Source organism: Leeuwenhoekiella sp. H156 (assembly GCF_052218455.1).
Lineage (GTDB): Bacteria > Bacteroidota > Bacteroidia > Flavobacteriales > Flavobacteriaceae > Leeuwenhoekiella > Leeuwenhoekiella parthenopeia.
The window spans coordinates 74,324-99,025 of the sequence record NZ_CP197499.1 but is presented as its reverse complement, the minus strand read 5'-3'; the positions used below and the strand labels follow the sequence as shown (position 1 = coordinate 99,025).

Below are 24,702 nucleotides of genomic sequence, written 5' to 3'. Positions count from 1 at the left end.
TAATAAATTGAATTTTTAGATTTTTTATCATTTACAATCATAAATTTTCCACTTTACCGTCCGGATATTTAGCGAAACGCTTCTTTTCGGGTTCATGGGTGTGTTCGTTTGAGGGCCAGGGCCATCCGCCAAAGGAATCCTGCTGGAAGCGCATAAAGGCATCTTCTATGTCTTTACGGGAATTGCCTACAAAGGGTCCGTGCTTCACCACCGGCTCGCCTATAGGTTTTCCCTGAAGGAGTAGTAGATGCGCTTTTGTTGAGCCGTTGTTAAGGGTAAGTTGTTCTGTAGCTTCCGCGCGAATGTGGTGCATAACGGGGATTTCAAAACCTTCGGCCTCCAGTTGCTCCCCTTCATAAAAGTAGAGGGAACGGTTAGAACCTTCGGCACCTTCAGGAAGAGTAAAACTTGCATTCGGGTCGAGGCTAATCAACCAGATTTGAATATCGTTTTCGGGATTTGCCGCCCAGGAATCTGGTGCTGGGTTTAAAGCAGACTGGTTTTTAAAGCTTCCGGCGATGAGTTTTATTTTTATGGAATTGCCCTCTGCATCGGTTTGTTCTATCACAGGGATTTTTGAATTCCACATCATTCCAAAATAGGGTTCTACTTTTTTGCTTTTCGCGGGGAGATTCAGCCATATTTGAAACAGTAAGAGCGGGTTATCAGCTTCTTCATTCAATAAGGGAAACATTTCGCTGTGCTGAACTCCCTTTCCGGCAGTCATCCACTGCACATCACCATTGCCAAAACGGCCTGCAGCCCCCAACGAATCGGAATGATCAACAAAACCTTTTTCACAAACGGTAACCGTTTCAAAGCCCACGTGCGGATGCGCAGGAAAACCGGGCACTTTAGAACCATGGTACATCGCCCAGCCGTCTTTTTGTACAAAATCCTGACCTATATAGCGACCGGCTAAAGAAGCATCGGGCCCTAGTTTGCCATTCCCTTTTGGGTAGTTGTCGTTGTGAAATGCACAAAATAGAAAAGGATCCTGGGTATCCCAGGGCATTTGAAGGCGGGTAATTTTTTGAATAGCTGCCATATCGTAGATTTTTTGGTTCTAACGAATATAGGCACCGGCCTTCAATTTCTAAAGGGGAGTTATAAACACTTATTCACAGACTATTTACGCGGTGTAGTCTGCATTTTGTAATTTTCACTTCCAAAAAAATATCGATGAAGTTTTTTCAAAAAGAAATAAGCCTGCAGTCCCGTCGTCGCGGGTTTCACCTGATTACATCAGAAATAACGGGTCAGTTAACCGAGTTGAGCCAGATTAGCACCGGTCAATTGCAGGTGTTTATCAAGCACACTTCGGCCTCGCTAACCATAAATGAAAATGCAGATCCAACGGTGCGGGAAGATTTTGAAAGCCATATCAATAAAATGGTGCCCGAAAATGCACCCTATTACAAACATACCTTTGAAGGTCCTGACGATATGCCTGCCCACATTAAAGCCAGTCTGATGGGAACTTCGGTAAACATACCGGTCACCAACGGACGATTGAATCTGGGCACCTGGCAGGGGATTTACCTCTGTGAGCACCGCAATCACGGCGGCAGTCGCAAGGTTGTTCTTACCTTATTTGGTGTGTAACTGGTTTTTTATTGCGACCAGTTGCTCCAAAATGTGTTCTACACCATTTTCAATATTGCTTTTAGTAGAGTAATTAGCAGCTTTGGCAACATTGGGATGTGCGTTTTGCATAGCAAAGCTGAATGCTGCCTGCTCAATCATTTCCAGATCGTTGTTGTAATCGCCAAAAGCCATAGTCTCATCTTTAGAGATATTCAGTTTTTGCTGAAGCAATTTTAAGGCGCGACCTTTGTCGGTATTCAGATGGCTGATATCCAGCCAGTTTTCGCCGCTTACCTTGACTTTTACTTCGTTCTCAATATCCCGAACCTGAGGATAGGTGGTTTCCTCAGAACCGCCAAAGCTGTACACAGCAATTTTAAAGAAGGAGTCTTCAGTAATCGCGGTAAGGTCTTCGACGTTTTTGTATTTGGTATAATACTCTTTAAATATTTCGAGAAATTCATCGTGGTTAGACTCCACATAGGCCTGCTCTCTTCCGCAGAGCACAATATGCGCATCTTCAATGTCGCGCATACGCCTGATGAGTTTGTGAACGGTTTCGGTATCTATGGTGCAGGTGTCCAAAACTTCTTCACCTTTTACGGTGATCCCTCCATTTTCGGCAATGACAAAAATGTCATCTTTTATAGGAGCCAGTTTTGACACAATGCTGTAATACTGTCTGCCGCTGGCTGCCACAAACGGAATGTCGTGCGCCTGCAATTCTTTAAACAGTTCAAAAAAACGATCGCTTACCTGGTCTTTGTGATTGAGGAGCGTACCGTCCATATCTGAAATGACCAATTTTACCTGTGATAAATCCATAGCCGCAAAGATACTTTAAAGCTTCAGCCTTAAAACCGATTTTATATTAATTCAATCTTAAATCCCAGGTCTAGTATTTTGCGCCCTGATCAATTCCCTGTGAAGCTTTTTCGATAAACAAACGCAGGTCTTCATTGGCGGCTTCAAGATCTTCGGCACGCAAATACATCATATGCCCGCTGCGATAGCCTTTAAAATCCATACGATCGTCAAACTTCCCGTTGATGTTGATCTGCCCCATGATGTATTTGGCATTGAAATAAGTACAAGCGCCGTCGTAGTAACCCGATTGTACCAAAAGGTGCAAATTGGGGTTGATCGCCATAGCGTCACGCAGATCTGCACCGGCGTGGTTGTTGGAGCGGTCCCAGGGATGCACGTCGCCAAAGAGATCGTAAGTAAGATCGGTCTTAAAGCCCAGTTCTTCACGCATATAATAATTGATCGCCGGCGTAAAACTGTGCAACCACGATGTGAGTTCGCTGTTGTAATCGGGCGAAGTACCTGCATCGGCAATATCAAGCCCGCGATAGCGACTGTCCAGGCGACCTACGGTAAAACCTTTGGAATCGCGAAGCAGATCTTTCCAGAAATAGTTGAAGGGTACGGCAAGATTGTTTTGTTTAACAGTCCTGACGGAAAGCCCCGAGTAATACGCTATTTTTTCGGCTACGGCTTCTTTTTCAGCTGCGGAAGCATAACCGCCTTTAGCCAAAACCGGAAGCAGTTCGTTTACAGCATAGGCTTCAACTTCCGGAAGCATTTCAGTTAGGTCTTTATTCTGAAGGGCAGGAGGTAAGGCCTTGTGATACCAGGCAGTGGCAGCGAAATAAGGCAGGCGGTTTGCAATCTCAACCGGACCATCAAACTCAAAACCAATTTCGGTAGGAGAGACCAGAATCACCCCGTTGAGATACATCCAGCGTTTTTGTTGCAAGGCATTGGCAAGCCCTGAAACCCGCGTGGTACCGTAACTTTCACCGATAAGGAACTTTGGAGAACGCCAGCGGTTATGCCGGGTGACGAAGGTATTTACCCATTCTGCCAGATACGAAATGTCTGTATTAACACCGAAAAACTGTTCGCGTTCGGGCATTTTGCCTTCTGCATTAGGTACCATACGGCTGTAGCCTGTGTTTACCGGATTGACGAAAACCACATCGGCCACATCGAGTACCGAATTGGGATTGTCTTTAATGCCGTAGGGCTGTACCGGATAGCCTTCGTCTGTAATTTTAAGAATACGCGGGCCGGTGTAGGCAATGTGCATCCACACCGAAGCAGAGCCGGGGCCACCGTTAAAACTGATGAGCAAAGGCCGGGTCTGGTTATCTGCAACGTCAGAACGCGAGTAATAGGTGTAGTTTAGGGTGGCAACGGGATTTCCGCTTTTATCCCAAACCGGCTGAAAACCCAATTCTGCAGTATACGGAATCGTCTTCCCTTTAATAGCTACCGAATGTTTAGAAATCATTGTCGTATCAACAGGAACCTGTATCTGTTGGGCGAAAGCAGTGTTTAAAAGCAAAGCGAAAAGAACGAATACTGAATATCTCATAGGAAGTTTTTAAATGTGGTTTTTAAAAATACGATTTATAGGGAATTCGGTTTAAGGCCTTAGCGAAACCAATTTCCAAAAGTGTAGCATTTATTGATTGCTGACTTTTTTGAGTAAATTCTCCAGATCCTGTTTGGAATATAAGTTGCCGCGTTTGATTACGGCGAACAAATTCTGAGTATTCTCTATGTTTTCAAGCGGATTTGCATTGAGTAGCACCAAATCGGCTACGGCATCTGCCTGAATTACCGGTTTGTCTTTTTTGAGGAAATCGGCGCCGTTTAAAGCTGAAGTTTGAAGGGCTTCTAACGGAGCTAATCCGGCATCCACGAGAGCCTGCAATTCCTGATGTAAGGACTTGCCGGGATAGACATAGGAGTTAAAGGCCCCACAGTCTGAACCCGCCAGTAATTTTACCCCGTTTTGGTGCAGGTCACCTGTCAGTTTTACAAAGGCAGAATCCAGATTTTTACGCATCACGACAAACTCGGGTGAGGCGTTTTTAGCGCTGTTGATGCGTCCGTCGTAAGTTTTTTGAATTCCGCCTCCTATATAATTTAGATAGGCATCGTTACTGTGGTCTTCTTCATCCAGATAGCTTAAGGTATGGCCAATATGCAGCGTGGGCACCACAAAAACATCCTGATCTTTTAGTGTTTTAAAGGTATTTTGAGCGGTAGTGTCTGAGTAGGTTTGCATCACTTGGTCCAAAGACGACCAGAAACCGGCTTGACCATTCTTTACTGCTTCGGTGATGGACTTTTCTTCGGCTGAGCAGCCTTTTAACACGTAGTACAAATGCTCCATCGCATCGATACCGGAGTTTACCGCATCCTCAACCGTGACGCTGTAGGGCATATGACCGCTGGTGATCATCCCGCGGGCTTCGGCCTTAGCGATAACCTCCAGATAGTTTTCCGCAGAAATCGTGCTGTCGTAAATCTTTACAAAGTCTACATTCAGTTGTTGCAGGGAGTCTAAGGCGGCTTCTATTTCGGCTTCGCCGGAAACTTCAAGCGAACCCGCCCAGGTAGCGCCGGGACCGTCAATCTTAGGTCCGGAAGTGTAGATTTCAGGACCGGTTAGATTACCGCTTTCAATTTGGTTTTGCCAATCCTGAACAGAACCTGTCAAATCACCGCCGGCGTCGCGAACGGTGGTGATGCCGTTTGCGATATACAGGTTTAGCAGATTTTTATTTTCGGTAATCAAACTATCGCCGCCCCTAAAATGCACATGATTGTCCCAAAGCCCTGTCATCACGTATTTTGCGGTGGCATCCAGGGTTTCTTTGGCGTCGAGTTGAGCTGCTTCAGCGCTGTCTAACACCGCGGTTATGCGGTCTCCTGTGATATAGATAAATTGATTGGGATAAACACTGCCGCTCTCCAGATCAATTCGGTTTACGTGGGTGATCACCAGATCTGCTTCCGGTTCCCGGGTTTTACAGGAAATAAGGAGCAGCACACCCAAAACAGCGGAAAGTATGAATTTCATAGCTTGATTGATTAAGTCTTCAATTTAGCTGATAATCTTCAGGTTTTAAAACCTTCTTTTGGTATTCCATTTTTCGGCTTTGCCCAAAACAAAAAAAGAGCCTCGTTAAAGGCTCTTTTGTAAATGGATATCAAGAAATTACTTTCCCCATTCGGTATGGAAAACACCTTCGCGGTCTAGACGCTCGTAGGTGTGCGAACCAAAGTTATCGCGCTGCGCCTGGATAAGGTTTAGCGGCAGATGACTTGAGGTATAGGCCTCAAAATAATTCAATGAGTTTGAAAGTCCGGGAACCGGAATTCCGCTGGTAGCCGCATAAGCAACCAGTTCTCTAACTGAAGCCATCGTTTCCTGAACTTTAGGCACAAACGAAGGCGCTAATAATAAGTTAGGTAAGTTTTTGTCTGATAGATATGCTTCCGAAATGTTGTCTAACAAGCCTGAACGTATGATACAACCGGCTCTCCAGATTTTGGCAATTACAGACATATCGAGATCGTACTCGTATTCTTTAGAAGCTTCGGCAAGCTGGTGCAGGCCTTGCGCATAGGCGATGATAAACGAGAAGTATAAAGCTTCTTCGGCCATCGTGATGATTTTGTCTTTATCAATGGCTTTAGGCTCAGGACGGTCGTATAGTTTATCGGCAACGATGCGCTCGTCTTTTAAGGCTGAAATCTCGCGCATACTTACCGCGATATCTATAGTAGGAACCGGAATCCCAAGGTCCATCGCGTTTTGTGAGGTCCATTTACCGGTACCTTTTTGCTTGGCTTTATCGAGGATTTTATCGATTAATCTTCCGTCACCCAGGTCATCTTGCTGCTTGAATATTTCGGCAGTAATCTCCACTAAAAACGACTGCAGACGACCTTTGTTCCACAGGTCATAAACCTGATGCAATTCGTCGTTGCTCAACGCAACCGACTTTCGCAGTAAATCGTAAATCTCAGAAGTAAGCTGCATCATGCCGTATTCGATGCCGTTGTGCACCATTTTCACGTAGTTTCCGGCAGACTTGGGTCCCAAATGCGCTACGCAGGGCTCGCCTTTAAAGTCGGCAGCTACAGCTTCAAAAATAGGTTTGATGTGTTCGTAGGCATCGGCGTCACCACCGGGCATAATGCTTGGGCCTTTACGGGCACCTTCGGCACCACCGCTAACACCGGCGCCAAAGAAATTGATTCCTTTTTCCTTTAGATAGGCTTCGCGTCGGTCTGTATCGGTAAAAAAGGAGTTTCCACCATCAATAATAATATCGCCCTTATCGAGGTGAGGTAGCAGGCTTTCAATAACCTGATCTACAATTTTCCCGGCAGGAACCAGGAGCATGATTTTTCGCGGAGCGGCAAGCGCCTGTGTAAAGGTTTTGATATCTGTAGACGCGTCTACTTTATTGAGATCACCGCCTTCTTCTTTAAGGGCATCCACTTTTTCTGAGTCGAGGTCGTAGCCAAAGGCTTTAAAGTTGTTGTCTGCGACGTTTAAAATAAAATTGCGTCCCATTACTCCAAGACCAACCAGGCCAAAATCATAATTTTTATGCTCCATAATAATTTGTTATTGTTCTTTTAAATTTGCACGCTAATGTTTTTATAAAGCCTCTGCTTTACGGGCAGGATGCCTTATTTTTGTACGCGCGTAAGCCAAAATTAAACGATAATAGTGACATGGGGTAGTTATAAATTATAAACTCATGTTATTTTGATGCCTGAGCTTATCGCTAAAACTAAAAAAACCAAACTAGTTCTATGAATTCTACATCAAATCAGCTTCTGGTCATTTTTGGAGCTTCCGGAGATCTTACAGCGCGTAAACTAATTCCTGCGCTTTATAACTTATATTCAGACGGTCATTTTCCCGAAAACTTTGTGGTTTTGGGCGCCAGTCGAAGCAACCTCAGTGATGAAGATTTTAGAAAGCGTGTGGTGTATGATAGCGAATTCTTAAAAGAGGAGGTTAAATCTAAAGATAAGGAGTTTATTAAGAAGTTCGCAGATATGATGTTCTACACCGATCTGGGAGACGATTACGACTCCGAATACAGTGGTCTTGCCAAGCGCATCAAAGAATTGAATACCGAATATAAGACAGATGACAACTTTACGTTTTACCTGTCTACACCGCCCAGTCTGTATGAGCCCATTGCCAAAAACCTGTACGATCAGGGTTTGACCAAGGGGAGTGGAGGAGCAAAAGGTTTTAGACGCATTGTGGTCGAAAAGCCTTTTGGTTACAGCCTGGAGACGGCTAAAGAGCTTAATGCCGGACTGCAGAAATACTTCAAAGAGCGCCAGATTTACCGAATAGACCATTATTTAGGAAAAGAAACCGTGCAAAACCTGATGGTTACGCGTTTTTCAAACTCCATTTTTGAGCCGCTTTGGAACCGGAATTACATACATCACGTAGAAATCACCAATGCCGAAACGGTAGGGGTTGAAAAGCGTGGTGGCTATTATGATAAGTCAGGAGCCTTGCGTGATATGTTTCAAAGTCACCTTTTGCAGATTGTATCACTTATCGTGATGGAGCCACCCATTAATGCAACAGCCGAAGAGATTCACAACGAGAAGGTAAAAGCTCTTAAATCTTTGCGGATTATGCGCGAGGAGCAGGAACTTTTTGATCATACGATGAAAGGGCAGTATATCGCTTCAAGTATTAATGGCAAACGTGTAAAAGGCTACAGGGAAGAAGAAGGTGTTGATCCCGAATCTAAAACCGAAACCTATGCTGCGGTTAAGTTTTTTGTAGATAACTGGCGCTGGAAAGATGTTCCGTTTTACGTGCGCACCGCCAAGCGTATGCCAACCAAGGTAACCGAAGTGGTAATTCACTTTAAGACGCCACATCATCAGGTATTTAAAAATCAGGACATCAACAATAAAGACAATAAACTCATCATCCGTATTCAGCCCGATGAGGGTATTTTGATCAAGTTTGGGGTAAAAGTGCCGGGGCAGGGCTTTAAAGTGGAGCGCGCCAACCTGGACTTTTACTACAGCAGCCTGAGCGATAACAATATTATGGATGCCTACGAGCGTCTGTTGCTCGATGCGATGCAGGGTGACACCACGCTTTACGCACGTGCCGATGAGGTCGAGGCGGCCTGGGCATTTGTAGATCCTATTTTAGAATATTGGGCCAAAGATGTCAATGTAAACACCTACGGATATCCCGCAGGAACCTGGGGACCTAAAAACTCAGACGACCTTATTGAAGATGCCAACGGCTGGCGCAATCCCGGTGAGTTGTTAACTGATGAAACGGGATACTGCATCATTTAGATGTTAAGTGTTATTTGTTAATGGTGGTTTGTAGCGGGTAAAAAGTAAGTGGTTAGAGGTAAAAGTTGAAGAGTAAGGAGTAAGAAGTTTTATTAGGTTATTGAGTTATTTTAAAACCGAAAACTGCAAAGCAGCAACGGTTCAACTTTTAAACGAATAAACGATTAATTTTTTTTCACAGCTTAAGAAACGGAAAACGGAAAACTGAAAACCGCAAACTGAAAACCAACCTAAAACATTGAATTTTAAACTTTGAATTGAGAGAAATGGAATTACGTATAAAGGAAACTAAGGAGCAGGTAGCTGAGGATTTTTCAACATTTTTTAAGGAGTGTTGTGCTTCTGGAGAGCCGGTACATATTGCGCTTTCGGGAGGCAGTACGCCTAAAATTGTGTTTGATCAGCTTGCATCAGAATTTGGTAAGGATATAGACTGGTCTCAGGTGTATTTATACTGGGGTGATGAGCGTTGCGTACCGCCTGCTGATGCCGAGAGCAACTATAAAATGACCGTAGATCATTTGTTGTCTAAAATCGAAATACCGAAGACCAATATTTACCGGGTGAAAGGTGAAAATGATCCTGAAGAAGAGGCTAAGCGTTATAGCGAGGTGTTGCAGGAAAACATCCCTGCTGCAAACGGAATCCCGTGTTTTGATTTGGTTATTCTGGGAATGGGCGATGATGGCCATACGGCTTCTATCTTCCCGCACCAGATCGCCTTGTGGGATATGCCCGAAAACTGCCGGGTAGCCACTCATCCCGATAGCGGACAAAAGCGCGTGACCATCACCGGAAAAGTGATTAATAATGCTAAAACCGTAGCGTTTCTGGTGACCGGTGCTGGCAAAGCCGAAAAAGTAACCGCAATTATCAATAAGACCGAAGGTTATAAGCAATACCCGGCCAGCCTGGTAGCGCCAAAAAGCGACGAATTGATCTGGTTTTTAGATCAGGATGCCGCCGCAGGATTGGAGTAAGTATAGAAAGATATACTAAAAAAAGGATGTCAGTTTTTAAGCCGACATCCTTTTTTTATACATTTCTTTAGTGTTTACTAAATTAATAGGTTTTTATTCCTCTCATTAAGCCGGAATGATTTTTTGCTCCTTTAATTTGTCAAATAAATCGAAAAATGATTCTCTGGTATCCTGATATTCTTTAAATCCCAGCTTACGGCTTTTCGCCATATTTGTCATGACTTCAATAGGCCTCCTTAGATCGAGATCTGTATGCCATGGTGAAGCCAACCGGTCTAATTGGGTTTCAGCCAATTGATGTTTATCTGCAATTTGTTGCCAAATAGCCTCATCATCGCTCATAAGCTCTTCTAAACTCCTGTTTTTTTCAACGTAGCCCTGATAGTTTACACCAAAGTATTCTGCAATTTGTTGCCATAACCAACTCCAGCGAAATACGTCTCCATTTACAATGTTGAAAGCTTCGTTTCCGGCTTCGGGAGTAGTGGCTGCCCAAACGAATTGTTTGGCTAAAATTTTAGCATCTGTTACGTCTGATATTCCGTTCCATTGAGCTTCTGATCCGGGCCAAATAAAAGGCGTGCCTTTTTCTTTACAAATACTGGCGTAAACAGCTAAAGTTGTTCCCATATTCATAAGGTTACCCACGGCCTGCCCAATCATAGTATGAGCCCGGTGAATGCTCCAGGTAAAGCCATCCCGTTTTGCTGCTTCAAAAATCTCATCTTCCTGAGCGTAATAAAAATTGTTCAATTCGAGTCTTGGATGCTCTGTTCTTACTGGTGTTTCAGGTGTAAAACCCTCACTGGCATATTTTTCAAAAGGCCCTAAATAGTGTTTTAATCCGGTTACCAGAGCAACATGCTTAACCGATTTTTTGGGGGCTAGAACGTCCAGCAAATTGCTCACCATTTTACTGTTCACTTCAATATTTTCGGCTTCTGTAGCTTTACGCATCCAGGCCGTAAAAAACACATGGGTAGGTTTTAGGTCAACCAACGCTTTTTCTAAGGATTGTAGATCCAGTAAATCTGCTTTAATATTTTTGAGTCCGTCGAGTTTGACTTCAGAATTTCGGGTAATGCCATAGGTTGTCCAGCCATTTTTAAGTAATTCCTGGGCCAGGTTGTTACCTGAAATACCACTTGCGCCAACTATCAATGCTATGTTATCCATAATAATCTGTATTTGTTTTTAACTATAAAACAAAATTACAGGGAGCTTACCAGCTGTGCATTGATCTGAATCAAGAAAAAAGCCGCACTGTAAACCGGTGTTATTCTACCAGGTTTTTCTTTATTCGGCTAATGGTTTCGGGGGTAAGACCCAGATATGAGGCAATTAGATTTTGTGGAATGCGCTGGGATATAAAGGGGTACATCTTTAACAAATGCAGGTATTTCTCTTCGGCGGTATAGGTGTTTGAACTTATCAATCTTCGGTCTTTTGTAACCAGACTGTTTTGATATAAAATTCTAAAGTAACGCTCCATAGAAGGAATTTCCTCTAAAAGCGCTTCGTAGTTGGAGCGTGATATAAGAAGCACTTCACTATCCTCAATGGCATCAATAGCTAAAATAGCTTTTTCTTCAGCGATAAAACTTTTAAAGTCAGAAACCCACCATCCTTCCCAGGCCAGTAAACTTATGTGTTCCTGTCCCTTATCATCTAGCGTATACGACTTTAAAGCACCTTTTGCTACAAATGCCAGATTTTTACAATAGTCACCCTGTCGTAATAAATACTGCTTTTTTTCGAGGTTTTTGCTTTCAAAGAATTGAGGAATACGGGCCTTTTCATCCTCAGTCAGTGCTGTTTTTTCTTCAAGTTGTCGAAAAAGTTCATCATACCCGCTTAGATTTTTGTTCTTCATGCTCGTTTTCCTGTGTCTTTCTTTGTGGTCAGGTTTAAGTGCTCCTAAACTAATTTTGTTGCTCCGGGGATTGGTTCTCCGGGTTCAAGAAGATGTTTTTTCGATACAAACCATCTTCTTCAAAAAGCGTGGTAATCCCATTATAAAATGCGATCACAGAAACTGAACTGTGGGTTTCGTTTTCAAAATATTCAAGTTTTGCGGGTAGGGGGCCTTCGCATTTTTGATTTAAGGATTCAAGCCATCTTATGTGCCGGTCGCGGTTTCTGATGTTGCGTTTGCCCCAGTTAGCCGTGGCGATGTAGATAAAACGTTGAAACGAGTTGGGCGTAACCTGTTCAATCTTAGCATCCATCGTTTCTGCGTCCCAGGTGCCAAAGCTGGGATCTACCGCGATAAAACCAATAAATGGGCTTTCTTCCTGCATATACGCGTGCGCGGCGAGCAGACCGCCCAGAGAGTGACCAAAAAGAATACGGTTAGTATTTGTTCTGAATTTTTGATCCAGTTCGGGGATGAGTTCGTTTTCCAAAAAACTTAAAAATGCAGCTCCGCCCCCGGTATCATTAGGTCTTGTGGTGATGACTTTATCGGGCGTAAAGTCTCTGCGGCGGTTTACATTTTCAATACCTATCACAATCATTTCAGGGATACGAAGATTGCGGGTAGAAGCTGCGCTTAGATACTGCACTATACCACTTAGAGGCCTAAAATGCGTGTTTCCGTCCAATACGATGAGCAGGGGATAGGTTTTGTTTTCGGCCTTATCCTCGTAATACGATTCCGGCAGGTTTACCGAATAGATGCGGTTTTCGTTTAAGATTTCGGAATGTAAGGTATAAGAGGTGCCTAAATACAAATCCCGGTTTTCCTGTGCAGAAAAGTTTTGAAGGCTGATGTAAGAAATTAATACGATAAACAGACTTGCTTTCATTTAAATCTGGTTTTAAGATTGAGAAGGACTTTGACTATCTGTAAAAATGGGATTTCTGATTGGATGTCAGAGTAATTTTGAAGGGAAACTTTCTAAATGCGAGTGATCTCCTTTTAGTTTTAGATTTCTGATTTTTTTTATCCAGCACTCCCTTTTAAAAGGGTTTCCCTATTTCCCTCAGGTACTCCTGTTTTTTTATTGAGGTGTTAATTGACCTTTTTCCCGTGACTGATTTTCAATAATTTTTAAAATTTTGCTGCAGCTCTATTCAACTTGTCATTGCCGATTTTTTATTTAATATGCTATTAATCCTTCTCTTGTTCTCCTGTTGCAATAAGGAAGGATAAAAATTGAGTAGAACGTTTGGAATCATCATTGCAAATGCGAAAAGTATTCCGGTGGTTACGCCTTTATAAATAGCAATAAAAGCCACAAATGTGAAGCCAATAAGATGACTTATTTCGGAAAGGGTCATTTCCTTACGAATTTCGTTCAAATCTGTATTTCTATTTTGCAGTTTTAGTTTCTGGTTAAAAAATCTGAAGAAGGTATTTTTTACGATCCATTTGAAGTATTGAATTCCGATTTTTCTATTCAGCCTTTGACTCTTAATAAAACTGAGATTTGATAACTTTTCATAGTATTTCGTTTTCATCAGAATAGCATTAAGTGCCATCCCTACGATCCAGGAAATAAATGACATCGATATTCCAAAGGTAAACCCCAATACTAGATGTTCAAAAATCATATTATTTTAATTTAATCACAAGATCTTAATTTTCCTTCTTCAGCAAATCAGATTTTCCGGGGTCATTTTTCTGTTGAGATGGAATTTTTGATACCGGCTCTGCCTGCATTTCAATACGGGTGCGTGGCAGGCTTTGCGGATAATTTTCCTGAATAAAGACCACCAGTTTTTCGCGTACCAAAACCCTTAAATCCCAGGCAGTAGGGGAGTCTTTGGCACTCATCAGGGCTCGTGATTCTACCATCTCGTTATTGGTGTCTGTGACCTGTAAGACGTTGACCTCGCCATCCCAAAGTTCGGTGTTTTCCAGTATTCGGGTGAGTTCCTTGCGCAGGGCATCAAAAGGCACTGTATAATCGGTATAGATAAAAACCGTACCCAGGATGTCTGAAGAGTTACGCGTCCAGTTCTGAAAAGGTTTTTCAATAAAATAGGTGGTAGGCAATACGAGCCTGCGCTTGTCCCAGATTTTTACCACGACGTAGGTAAGGTAAATCTCTTCGATACGGCCCCATTCCCCTTCGACCACCACCACATCATCCATACGTATAGGCTGGGTAAATGCGATTTGTATACCGGCCATAAGGGTTCCTAAAGCCTTCTGAGCTGCAAAACCAATGATGATCCCGGCAATACCCGCCGAGGTAAGCATACTTACGCCTATAGAGCGTATGCTGTCAAAACTCATCAAAGCAATGCTTACGGCAAACAACACGATCAGAAATATGATTACCCGCTCCAGTACATTAAACTGGGTATAAATTTTACGTGCGTGGATATTGTCTTCAGCACTCATATCGTATTTGGTAAGTATATGCCTTTTAAAAGCCTTGATGACGACGATAAGTCCCCAGGTGATACTGAGGATAAAGAGGAGGGTGCTGGTATGGGAGAGTAGCTTTTCATCAACTACACTAAGTAACTGATCGTTGGTTTTAAAAATGCGCAGGATCAGGGCAAGCATAAATAAAGCTAAGGGAATTCTGATTTTTCCGGCAAAGTTGAGCGGCAGCATGGTTTTGGGACTTTTGCCCAATTTGCGCAATACAAAAAAGAAAATGGTAAAGCCTACCAGTCCGGCAGCAAGAGTCATCAATAAAAAAACCGATGTTTTAGAGTCCAGGGTGTTTGGCATAATCTAAGTATTTCTCTAAATCTAAAAGAAGAAACCCGAGTATTCGTTAATAAAACTTAAAACTTTTAGAATGAGCCAACTACAACGTTGGTAAATTTTAGAGCGGGTTTTAAGAATAGAAATTTCAGGTGGTTTTAAGTGAAATATGGAGGCGAAAGCTCAAAATCTAACTATAAAGCGTAAACTATACATTTATTTTTAGTTAATTTGTTTTTCAGTTTTGTTTTAATATATCCATTATGAATTTTAAGTTTTCCAATTTTCTTGTAATCAGTCTGTTTGCACTAGTTAATTTTGCTACATCCTGCAAAACTTCAGAAGTTAAATCTCAAACCGGTGACGAGCCTAAATCGGCTTACCTTTTTGTGTACTTTACCGGTAACGGACCGGGCGAAGAGGCTGTACATTATGCTTTAAGCCGTAACGGTTACGATTACTATGCGCTAAATGACGATAAACCCATTGTAGCTACAGAGGCGATAAGCAATACCGGTGGGGTGCGCGATCCCCATATTTTGCGCGGGGAAGACGGGATGTTCTATATGGTTTTAACCGATCTTAAAACCCAAAAGGGTTGGGACAATACCGAAATCATCCTTACCAAATCAAGCGACCTGATTAACTGGCAATCGAGCAAAATCAATCTGGCAGAGGTATTTCCTGAGTTTTCAGACATTACCCGTGCCTGGGCTCCTCAAACCATTTTTGACGAAAAGGCCGGAAAATATTTGGTGTATTTCTCGATGCTACAGCCCGGTAGCTACGATAAGATTTATTATGCCTACGCAAATGCTGATTTTACAGGTTTCGAAACAACACCCAAACAGCTTTTTTACAGCCCCGATGAAAAATCCTGTATAGATGCCGATATCATCAAAAAAGACGGTAAGTATCATATGTTTTACAAGACCGAAGGTTCTGCGACCAAAGGGATTCGGGTTGCAGTTTCAGACAGCCTCACCGGCGGCTATGTACCCGTTGAGGGCTACGTAGATCAGACTGATAAGGCTGTTGAAGGTTCTTCGGTATTTAAAATGATCGATAGCGATACGTACATTTTGCTATATGATATGTATATAGACGGGGAGTATCAGTTTGCCGAAAGCACAGACCTACGTAATTTTAAAGCTTTGGGAGCTGCTAAGATTTCGATGAATTTTCACCCCCGTCACGGGACTATAATTCCGGTAAGCGAGGCAGAAGCTACCCGATTGCTAAAAGCATTTCCTTCCAAGAATTTGCCTTTGGTGGTAGGTGCAGCAAACGAAGCAGTTAGAAGTCAAAATATAAAAACAGATGCGGCTGATAAGACGGTTTACCTTCCGGTTTATGAAGACAGCAACTTAACGAATTTTAACCCCGGTCTCATTACCTTTCCCGGAGTAGCTGTTGAGCAAAACACCGCTTCCGATTTTAAAAAGGGTCCGGTTTCTTATACGCTCACCCTTCCGGATGGCACCACAACAACCTATGCCGTGAAAGCCGAAGTAGCCGGAAACCCGGTTTTGGATGGATACTATGCAGATCCCGAAATCATTTATTCCAACAAAGACCAAAAATTTTACCTGTATCCCACCAGCGATGGTTTCGACGGCTGGTCAGGGACTTATTTTAAGACCTTTTCGTCCACAGATTTAGTAAACTGGAAGGATGAAGGGGTGATTGTAGATTTGACTAAAAATGTAAGCTGGGCCAATCGTAATGCATGGGCTCCCTGTATCGCAGAGCGAAAGATTGACGGGAAGTATCAGTATTTCTACTATTTTTCGGCAGCACAACAAATAGGCTTAGCCGTTGCCGATGATCCTGCCGGGCCGTATACCGATTCTGGAAAGCCTTTTGTAGGCGAAAAACCTGCGGCAATCAAAAGGGGAGGAGGACAACTTATAGATCCTGATGTTTTTGTTGATCCGCAAAGCGGAAAAAGCTATTTCTACTGGGGTAATGGTTATATGGCAGGAGCCGAATTGAATGACGATATGCGTTCTTTAAAAGAAGAAACCATTACCGAGATGACCCCCGATGGAACCTATCGTGAGGGTACAGAAGTATTCTTTAGAAACGGGAAGTACTATTTTATGTGGTCTGAAGATGACACCCGAAGCCCCAATTACCGTGTGCGTTATGCAACTTCAGACAGTCCGTTGGGACCTTTAACTATCCCAAATGAAAACATGGTTATTATGAAGGATGACGAGCAGCAAATTTATGCTACCGGTCATAATTCGGTGATCAACGTGCCGGGTACTGATGACTGGTATATTGTTTACCATCGTTTTACACGCCCTAAAGGCATTAGCATGGGAGGTCCGGCAGGTTTTAACAGAGAAGTTTGTATCGATAAACTCACTTTTGCTGAAGACGGATCTATTGTACCGGTTAAGCCAACGCTGAAGGGCATTGAGCCGGTAAGCCTTTTGAGATAACAGCGCATTTGAAACACCATACTAAAAAGCCCTCTTTACTAAGGTAGAGAGGGCTTTTTGATTGAGAGATTTTAAATTTTAAGACCAGATGCTTAAAGCGGATTCTGTTTAAAGGCAGAAGGTGTTCTGCCAAATTTCTCCTTAAAGATTTTCCGGAAGTATTTGGCATCGCCAAAACCAACTTCGTAAGCTGCCTGTGATACGGTAAAATTTTCCTTTTCGATGAGGTAAGCTGCTTTCTCAAGTCTTATATCTCTAATGTACTCATTGATGCTTTGGCCGGTAATCGCTTTAACCTTGCGGTAGAGCGAAGATCTGCTCATCCCAATATGTTCAGCAATAGCCTCTACGCTAACATCGCCCTCCTGAGTCTGCTCAAAAATGAGTTGTTTTAATTCGGCAAGGAATTTCTTTTCATTTTCAAGAATCTTAGAATCTTCCTTATTATCAATAACCTCAGAACGGGTTTCCTGAACTTTTTTCAACAGAAACTGGCGGCTTTCAATAAGGTTTTTAACCCGAGCTCGTAGGACCTGAACGTTAAAAGGCTTCACGATGTAATCATCAGCGCCCTCTTCATAACCCGTTTCGATGGTTTCGTGATTACTTTTCGCAGAGAGCAAAATAACCGGAATATGCGAGGTTTCCTTTTTGTTTTTGATGAAATGGCAGAGGTCGAGTCCGTTTTTGACGGGCATCATTACATCGCTGATGATTAAATCGGGGATATATTTAACCGCCAGGCTAATACCTTCCTCGCCATCTTCCGCCTGAATGAGATCGTATTCTGAGCCCAGAGCACTTTCGAGAAACTCAAGAATGTCGGGATTGTCATCGACAAGTAAAAGCAATTTTCTGGTGCTTTCGGCTTTAAGATAAACACTGTTTGTTTTCGGTTCGGGATTAACAGCCTCGGCCTCACTAATGCGTTTTTCTACCTCTTTCTTATTGATCTGAGGCCGCTCTTCAAGCTGAAGATAGGCGTCTAGCAGGGTGTCGTCGTTCGGTATTTTTAGGGTAAAAGTACTGCCCTGATTGGCCTTGGTTTCTACGTCAAGAAATCCTTTATGCAGGTGTGCAAATCTTCTGGAAAGTGCCAGTCCTATACCCGTACCGTCTTTTTTAAATCTATTCTCCGATTGATAGTACCATTCAAAAATGTGGTTGAGGTCACTGGTTTTGATTCCACTTCCGGTATCTGATACTACGATATTGACATAGGATTCATCAACTTCCAGCATGACGTTGATCTTACCCCCATCTGGGGTGTATTTAATGGCATTTGAAATCAAATTATTTACAATCACGTGTATTTTTTCAAGGTCGCAGTACACCTTCACGGCCTTTTGAGGCATGGTGACCATCAGATTGATGTTTTTCTTCTTGACAACCGGTTCGTATCCAGACAGCCATTGGGATAGGTTTTTGCTCAGGTTGTATTCATTAAGCTCCAGTTTGCTCAGGCCTTCTTCGCTTTTCCTGAATTCTAACAATTTATTTATAAAACTGAGCAGGTTATCTGCATTACGGCGTATGAGCTTAAGGCTTTTACGGTGGCGTTTATGAACGATCTCATCCAGCAAGGTTTCAAGTGGTGCAAGAATAAGGGTGAGGGGTGTTTTAAGTTCGTGCGAAAACCCGGTATAAAATCGAATGCGCTCTTCATTGAGTTCGTGCTCAAGTTTGCGCTGTTTCTGTTCAAAGAGCAATGAGTTTTTAAGGTGTATGCGTTCGGAGTAGTATTTGAGCCCCATAGTGATTAGAAGCGCAAGGGTGATGAGGTAAAATAAATAAGCAGGTACCGTTTTCCAGATAGGCGGCAGTACTTTTATAGTAAATTCTTTGTAATAATTGGAGTCTATGTCAGATTCAGCCCTAATTTTTAAGGCATAAGTTCCCGGAGGTAAATTGCTAAAGTTAATTCGGTTAGAAGTTTTAAGATTTGTCCAGTAATCGCTATAGCCCTCTAAGAAATAGGAATACCTGACATTGTCAGCATACGGAAATTTTAAACTGGTAAAATCAAGAGAGAAGTTATTTTGATCATGTTTTAAAATAAGTTGATTTTTAAATAGAATCGATTCTTTCAGAATTGCATTGGCATCATCAGGCAAAACAGGAACTTCCTCGTTTGAAACCAACAAGTTTTTAATCTGAATGTTATTGTGTTGATCTTTATTGATCAGGTGAGCGGGGTCAAAAATGCTCAGGCCCTGATTTCCGCCAAAATATAAATGACCATCAGAACCTAATAATGCCGCGCCAATATTATAATGACTTTTTTGGATATTATTATACGTATTGAGGTTCTTTACGTTTTTCGTTTTTGCATTGTAGATGCTTATACCCTTATTGGTTCCCAGCCATATTTGATCCTTGTCAAACACAAGCATACTGTTAATCGTATTATTGCTTAAACCATCTTTTTCAGTTAGGTTAAGCCCGGCGCTGTCTTTGTGTTTGAAAATTAATAATCCGCCATATTTAAGACCTGCAACAACGCTGTCATCGTCAAGAACAGTCAGACAATAGACGACATTACTGTTTAAGCCTTTGAGGTTACCTTCGTGATAGGATACTACTTCGCCAGATTGGGGTTCATATCTAAGGATTCCGTTTCCGTAGGTAGCTAACCAAAGTGCTCCGCTACTATCTTCTGCAATATCCCGTATATCCATATTAGCAGCAACCTTATTAAGATCTGTCACATATTCAGTTTTCTTAAGTTGCTCATCATATTTAAATAGGCCACCTCTATTGGTTCCTATCCAGATATTTCTTTTTGAGTCTTCTACTATAACACGTACATCGCTACCTTCAGAAGAAGTGCCCTGCAAATGGTACGACCATTGCCTGGTTTTTGTGTCATAAATATTCAAACCACCAAGATAAGTTCCTATCCAAAATCGTTGTGATGAATCTTTCAAAACGCTAAGAACAAGGTTTGATTTAAGACCTTTACTGGTATGAAGGTACTCATACTGTAAGGTGTTAGTTTCAGGATCATAAACATCTACACCTCCACCATCGGTAGCGATATAAATAAAGCCTGAATTGCTCTGGATGATATCGTTAATACGTTCGTGTTTCAGTTTATCGGTACCTGAAAGATTATTTTTTAAAAGCCGGATGGGTTCTCCTTTAGGATCACAGAAGTTTAAGCCTGAATTAGTACCCAGCCACATATTGCCCAGATTGTCTTTAAATATGCTGTTTACTGTGGCATCAAATATACTGGTGCCATCTTCTCTGGGGGTGTATTTGTAGATTTTAAGTTGTGATTGATCAGCAAGCAAGGCGTTAAGATTCAGGATATTGAGTCCGCCTGTATTGGTGCCTATCCAAATATCTCCCAAATCATCTTCTGCAATTGCAAGAACTTTATTATCACTTAGGCCATTTTGGGAGTTTGACCTGGTGAGTTTGATTTCAGAACCATCCTCTTTTAAAATTCGTATTCCGGAATTAGTCCCTATCCACAAATTATTTTTACTATCTGTAAAAAGACAATTCACCTGAAGATTTTTTGAGTCATACAATAAATGCTGCGAAACCTTCTTTTTTCTAAGGTCAATTTTATTTAGCCCATTATCAAACGTACCAACCCACAAAATAGAGTCCCGGTCTTTTATTTGAAGCGTCATACAGGAGATACGGGATGAAGAAAGTCCTTCGTAAAAGAAAGTGGATGACTTTAAATCCTTAAGAATATGAACTCCCTGATAATAGACTCCTACAGCAGATTTGCCGCCGGCCAACTCTAAATAGGAGTTGACACTTTTATTCAGAAAACTGTTGGACTGATCTACTTTTTCAAAACGTTGAAGTTTTGGGTCATAACTGTTTAAGCCTTCATCTGTAGCAAGCATTATCTTACCACAGTGTGCTTTTTCAATGCTCTGAATATTATTATTGGTAAGATCTGAGTTTTCCCTTCTGAAAACTTCAAATTCATTACCATCATATCGGTTAAGACCATCGGCGGTTCCTACCCAAATGAAGCCTAGCGCATCCTGCTCAATAGCGTTTACAATACCGTTTGAAAGACCACGCTCTGTATCCAGATTATAGAACGTTAGTTTTCTGGATTCTAGAGACTCGTTTTCGTATTGATTTTCTTGTGCAATTACCCCTAAATTAAAAAGGGGGCTCAGGAGAACGAGAATAAACCAAATAAACTTATTAGCCGCTGGCGTCATAATTTTAATTTTTCATTAAGAAATTTAATAATTAATTGTTGTTCTAACACTTAAAAACTTGAAAATGCCTAAAAATGGGCATTTTGCAACATTACCCCCCTTAGTTTTATTCATTACCCCCCTGTTTCGCGAGAGATATTTTCTGAAAATTGTCAAAGTGAAATCGTTACTATTTCGATTTCGTTAGAATCAAATATAGAATATTTAAGAAAGCATTAAGATGTTGTTCTTGGTTGTCTTACAAATCGCAACGATTACGACATCGATTTCATTAAACCATTCAACTCAACCTGTAATCCTTTAAATCAATAAAACTGTAAAAACCATATGACAAGAAAACCCACAAAAGTACCAGCCATTTTAGAAGTCAAAGACACCATACTACTTAGGTGTTTTAACTAATTCAACTTTCATAACTCAAACTATGATAAAATTTATACATACTCTAAACGTTTTAAAATTCAGTTTTCTGCTGAGTTTACTGGGTAATAGCGTTTTTGCCTCAGAAACTTCTTTCAGCACTCCTTATGAAGATCAAAATATAGTTTCAGGGGTGGTAAGAGCAAAAGATGATGGTCAACCTATGATTGGCGTGACCGTTATAGAAAAAGGTACACGTAACGGTACCAGTACAAACTTTGATGGGGAATATTCCCTGCGAATACCTCAGGGAGCCACTCTGGTTTTCTCGTTTGTGGGGTTTGAGCCTCAGGAAGTCGTTGTAGGTTCAGAAAATGAGATAAATATTAGTTTAGAACCTAACCTTGAATCTTTAGAGGAAACCGTGGTTATTGGTTTCAACACCAATCAAAAGAAAAGCAGTCTGGTAAGTTCAATTACTTCTATCAATCCGGCAGAACTGAAGGGACCAACCAGTAACCTAACTACCATGCTTGCGGGTAGAGTAGCAGGTATGATTGCTTTTCAAAGAAGTGGTGAACCGGGTGCAGACAACTCTGATTTCTTCATTCGAGGTTTGGGTACTTTTGGTTCCGGGAAGCGTGACCCTCTTATACTTATTGATGGTATTGAATCAACCAGTACAGACATGGCGAGATTACAACCCGATGATATCGATTCGTTCTCTGTGCTTAAAGATGCGGCTGCTTCTGCTGTTTATGGTGCACGTGGTGCGAATGGTGTGGTTATAATTCGAACTAAAATGGGTAAACAGGGTAAAACCAAGTTCCATTTTAGATCGGAGACCCGGGTTTCCTCAAACACCCGAAACTTTAATTTCGCGGACAATATTACCTATATGCAGCTTGCTAACGAGGCTGCGCTTACCCGAAATCCTAACGCAATCTTACCCTATAGTCAAAATAAAATAGATCGTACTGCAGCAGGAGATAACCCTTTACTCTATCCAAATAATAATTGGATAGATGAATTGATTTCAGATTACACCATTAATCAGGGTATTAATTTAAGTGCAAGTGGTGGAGGGGAGAACGCCCGATATTACATATCAGGAACCTATAATGTAGACAATGGTGTGCTTGATGTTGAAGGGATTAACAACTTTAACAACAACATTAAGCTTAAAAATTATTCAATTAGGAGTAACGTAGACATTGATTTGACTCCTACTACGGTGGGAATAATTCGTGTTTCCGGTCAATTTGATGACTACAACGGTCCTGTTGGTGGAGGAGCACGTATTTTTAATTTGGCTCTTTGGTCTAATCCCGTACAGTTTCCAAAGGTTTATCCTGCGCGTCAACTCCCGTTCATAGAGCATCCATTATTTGGTGGAGCCCGTACACGATCTGGAGAAGATGTATTTTTAGTTAACCCTTATGCAGAGATGGTACGCGGTTATCAAACATCAAAAGCCTCTACAATACAGCCTCAATTGGAGATAAAACAGGATTTTGGTTTTATAACAGAAGGTTTAAGAGCCCGTGCAATGGGTTATTTGAGAAGATACAGCTATTATCAGGTATCCAGACAGTATAATCCTTTTTATTATGAATCACGCATCAGTCCGGAGACGGGTGAGTTGGCAATCAATGTTCTTAATGATGGAGGACCAAATTCAATTGGAATAACAGGAACTGAGTTTTTAAATTATAATGAAGGAAATAAGTTACTTGATTCCCGAATATACTTAGAAACTGCGGTTAGTTATGACAGGACATTTAACGAAAAGCACGCGGTATCGGGAATGTTAATCAATTTGCTTTCTAGTTTCGAACAGGGTAATGCCGGTAGCGTACAAAACTCGCTGGCCAACCGGAACCACGGTCTTTCAGGTAGATTTACGTATGGTTACGATGGCAAATATTTGGCCGAACTAAATTTTGGTTATAACGGTTCAGAACGTTTTGCTTACGGTAGCAGATACGGTTTCTTCCCCTCTTTCGGTCTTGCATATCGTGTTTCCGAAGAGAAATTCTGGGAGCCCATTAAAGATGTGGTGACCAATTTTAAACTTCGAGGAACTTACGGTTTGGTAGGTAACGATCAGATAGGTAATGTCAATGACCGCTTTTTCTATCTTTCAAATGTAAACTTAAATGATGGCAATTATGGTGCTGCTTTTGGGGAGCAATTTGGTAACTACCGTCCCGGGGTGTTTACTTCTCGTTATGCTAATCCTAATATTGGCTGGGAAGAATCTGAGCAAATCAACATAGGTATGGATCTTGAGCTTTGGAAGTCTCTTAACTTTACTGTTGATGTTTTCAGACAACGCAGGGATAATATTCTTCAGGAACGTGCTAACATAGGTTCGGTACTTGGTTTAACGGCTACACCTCAAACCAATTTCGGAGAAGTGGAGAGTAGAGGAATGGACTTATCTTTAAATTATGACAAACAGATAGGCAAATATTGGTTCGCTCAGCTTCGAGGCAATATGACTTATGCTACAAACGAAATACTTCAATATGACGAGGTAAGTTATCCCGAAAATTTAGCCTACCGTTCCCAAATCGGACAAAATGTAAGTCAGGTTTACGGTTACATCGCAGAGCGTTTGTTTGTGGATCAAAACGAAGTAGATAATTCACCCCAACAATTTGGAGAGTACACTGGTGGAGATATTAAATACCGCGATGTTAATGGAGACGGAGTGATAACTGTAAATGACCAGGTGCCTATAGGGTTACCAACCATTCCCGAAATAATTTATGGATTTGGTGGTACAGTAGGTTATAAATCCTTTGATCTTAGTGTCTTCTTTCAGGGAGCAGCTAGAACATCTTTCTTTATAAATCCGCAGAATATAGCTCCTTTTGTTCTAAATGTGAATGATGGAGATGGCGAACTCAAGGGCTATCAAAATGGCCTTTTACAAGCTGTGGCAGACGACTACTGGTCAGAATCCAATCGTGATTCTTATGCATTTTGGCCACGACTGGGAGACACGTTTATTGAGAATAATAATCAATCTTCTACCTGGTGGATGCGTAACGGAGCTTTTATGAGACTTAAGAATGTTGAAGCGGGCTATACTTTAGGTGAGTCGCTGACTAACAAATTGGGTCTTAAAGCAGCTCGTGTTTACTTCAGTGGAACTAACCTGGCGGTTTGGAGCTCTTTCAAACTTTGGGATCCTGAAATGGGAGGTAATGGTTTAGGTTACCCAATTCAGTCTGTGTATAACCTGGGTCTTCGCGTAGATTTTTAAAATAAAAAAAATGAAT

General features: G+C 41.8%; 16 protein-coding genes. 5 read left to right on the top strand and 11 right to left on the bottom strand.

Going from position 1 to position 24,702, the window contains the following annotated elements; translation table 11 throughout:
- Positions 1–37: 37 nt before the first annotated feature.
- A complete protein-coding gene (locus ACSSS3_RS00345) occupies positions 38–1,048 on the bottom strand; it encodes a pirin family protein (RefSeq protein ID WP_442845979.1) in 1,011 nt (336 codons plus the stop codon).
- Positions 1,049–1,182: 134 nt separating this feature from the next.
- On the opposite strand from ACSSS3_RS00345, the gene ACSSS3_RS00340 reads away from it, so the two are divergent.
- Positions 1,183–1,605, top strand: a complete 423-nt coding sequence (locus ACSSS3_RS00340) for a secondary thiamine-phosphate synthase enzyme YjbQ (RefSeq protein WP_442845978.1) — start codon at positions 1,183–1,185, stop codon at positions 1,603–1,605.
- On the opposite strand, the gene ACSSS3_RS00335 is transcribed toward ACSSS3_RS00340, so the two are convergent.
- The 4 genes from ACSSS3_RS00335 to gndA form a co-directional block, all read right to left on the bottom strand.
- Positions 1,591–2,412: an HAD family hydrolase gene (locus tag ACSSS3_RS00335; RefSeq protein ID WP_442845977.1), complete on the bottom strand. Its 822-nt coding sequence runs from the start codon at positions 2,410–2,412 to the stop codon at positions 1,591–1,593. The two genes, ACSSS3_RS00340 and ACSSS3_RS00335, sit on opposite strands and share 15 nt — an antisense overlap.
- 70 nt (positions 2,413–2,482) lie before the next feature.
- Positions 2,483–3,970, bottom strand: coding sequence for a S10 family peptidase (locus ACSSS3_RS00330; RefSeq protein ID WP_442845976.1), 1,488 nt, complete (start codon positions 3,968–3,970; stop codon positions 2,483–2,485).
- A 90-nt stretch (positions 3,971–4,060) separates the two neighbouring features.
- Positions 4,061–5,467, bottom strand: a complete 1,407-nt coding sequence (locus ACSSS3_RS00325) for an amidohydrolase family protein (protein ID WP_442845975.1) — start codon at positions 5,465–5,467, stop codon at positions 4,061–4,063.
- Positions 5,468–5,605: 138 nt separating this feature from the next.
- Positions 5,606–7,018: an NADP-dependent phosphogluconate dehydrogenase gene (gene gndA / locus ACSSS3_RS00320; protein WP_442845974.1), complete on the bottom strand. Its 1,413-nt coding sequence runs from the start codon at positions 7,016–7,018 to the stop codon at positions 5,606–5,608.
- A 200-nt stretch (positions 7,019–7,218) separates the two neighbouring features.
- Here gndA and zwf point away from each other — a divergent pair, with 200 nt between their 5' ends.
- Together zwf and pgl are read left to right on the top strand one after the other, a co-directional pair.
- Positions 7,219–8,757, top strand: coding sequence for a glucose-6-phosphate dehydrogenase (gene zwf / locus ACSSS3_RS00315; protein ID WP_442845973.1), 1,539 nt, complete (start codon positions 7,219–7,221; stop codon positions 8,755–8,757).
- Between the two features lie 266 nt (positions 8,758–9,023).
- A complete protein-coding gene (gene pgl / locus ACSSS3_RS00310; RefSeq protein WP_442845972.1) occupies positions 9,024–9,737 on the top strand; it encodes a 6-phosphogluconolactonase in 714 nt (237 codons plus the stop codon).
- 105 nt (positions 9,738–9,842) lie between these two features.
- Here pgl and ACSSS3_RS00305 read toward each other — a convergent pair whose 3' ends face one another.
- The 5 genes from ACSSS3_RS00305 to ACSSS3_RS00285 all read right to left on the bottom strand — a co-directional run bounded on the left by ACSSS3_RS00305 (position 9,843) and on the right by ACSSS3_RS00285 (position 14,427).
- Positions 9,843–10,913, bottom strand: a complete 1,071-nt coding sequence (locus ACSSS3_RS00305; protein WP_442845971.1) for an SDR family oxidoreductase — start codon at positions 10,911–10,913, stop codon at positions 9,843–9,845.
- A 100-nt stretch (positions 10,914–11,013) separates the two neighbouring features.
- Positions 11,014–11,610 (bottom strand): Crp/Fnr family transcriptional regulator, encoded by a 597-nt coding sequence (locus tag ACSSS3_RS00300; RefSeq protein WP_228230237.1) that lies wholly within the window; start codon positions 11,608–11,610, stop codon positions 11,014–11,016.
- Between the two features lie 49 nt (positions 11,611–11,659).
- Positions 11,660–12,544 (bottom strand): alpha/beta hydrolase, encoded by an 885-nt coding sequence (locus ACSSS3_RS00295; RefSeq protein ID WP_442845970.1) that lies wholly within the window; start codon positions 12,542–12,544, stop codon positions 11,660–11,662.
- Positions 12,545–12,812: 268 nt separating this feature from the next.
- Positions 12,813–13,292: a hypothetical protein gene (locus tag ACSSS3_RS00290; protein WP_442845969.1), complete on the bottom strand. Its 480-nt coding sequence runs from the start codon at positions 13,290–13,292 to the stop codon at positions 12,813–12,815.
- Positions 13,293–13,317: 25 nt separating this feature from the next.
- Positions 13,318–14,427: a mechanosensitive ion channel family protein gene (locus tag ACSSS3_RS00285; protein WP_442845968.1), complete on the bottom strand. Its 1,110-nt coding sequence runs from the start codon at positions 14,425–14,427 to the stop codon at positions 13,318–13,320.
- 239 nt (positions 14,428–14,666) lie between these two features.
- On the opposite strand from ACSSS3_RS00285, the gene ACSSS3_RS00280 reads away from it, so the two are divergent.
- A complete protein-coding gene (locus tag ACSSS3_RS00280) occupies positions 14,667–16,853 on the top strand; it encodes a family 43 glycosylhydrolase (RefSeq protein ID WP_442845967.1) in 2,187 nt (728 codons plus the stop codon).
- Positions 16,854–16,945: 92 nt separating this feature from the next.
- Here ACSSS3_RS00280 and ACSSS3_RS00275 read toward each other — a convergent pair whose 3' ends face one another.
- Entirely contained in the window at positions 16,946–21,052 is a 4,107-nt protein-coding gene (locus ACSSS3_RS00275; protein WP_442845966.1) for a hybrid sensor histidine kinase/response regulator transcription factor, read from the bottom strand.
- A 424-nt stretch (positions 21,053–21,476) separates the two neighbouring features.
- Between ACSSS3_RS00275 and ACSSS3_RS00270 the strand changes: the two genes are divergently transcribed.
- Complete coding sequence (locus ACSSS3_RS00270; RefSeq protein ID WP_442845965.1) at positions 21,477–24,686, top strand: SusC/RagA family TonB-linked outer membrane protein; 3,210 nt, start codon at positions 21,477–21,479, stop codon at positions 24,684–24,686.
- Positions 24,687–24,702: the final 16 nt, after the last annotated feature.